This window comes from Mesorhizobium sp. M5C.F.Ca.ET.164.01.1.1 (genome assembly GCF_004792125.1).
GTDB classification, from domain to species: domain Bacteria; phylum Pseudomonadota; class Alphaproteobacteria; order Rhizobiales; family Rhizobiaceae; genus Mesorhizobium; species Mesorhizobium wenxiniae.
The window spans coordinates 1-345 of record NZ_SRTG01000284.1 but is presented as its reverse complement, the minus strand read 5'-3'; the positions used below and the strand labels follow the sequence as shown (position 1 = coordinate 345).

1 pseudogene is annotated in these 345 nt (G+C 65.2%); it reads left to right on the top strand.

The features are described from left to right. Positions 1–345 (top strand): annotated as a pseudogene (locus tag EN807_RS33495) (AraC family transcriptional regulator); the annotation flags it as partial.

Sequence of the window (345 nt, the reverse complement as noted above, 5' to 3'; positions counted from 1 at the left end):
CGCTGCGCATCCACAAATCGATCCTAAGCGTCTCGGGCCCTGTGTTTCGGCTGCAGCCAACGACGATCGACCATCTTGCCGACTGCAGCCTGCGCCTCATCACGGGGGCCGGTTCGCCGGGTGCCGCTTCCGCCGTCGCCTACGAAGCTGCCATGGCCCTTTACGACGATGTTTTCGGGTCGCACGCCTTCGCGGAAAAACAAAGCGCCATGCAGCCGGTGATCGACCACATCAACGCCAATCTCGACAAGCCGCTGCCGGTGGCGGACCTCGTCCACATCAGTGGCCTCAGCCGCGCGCACTTCTCGCGCTGCTTCGCCGAGAGCGAAGGCATCCCGCCCGCCG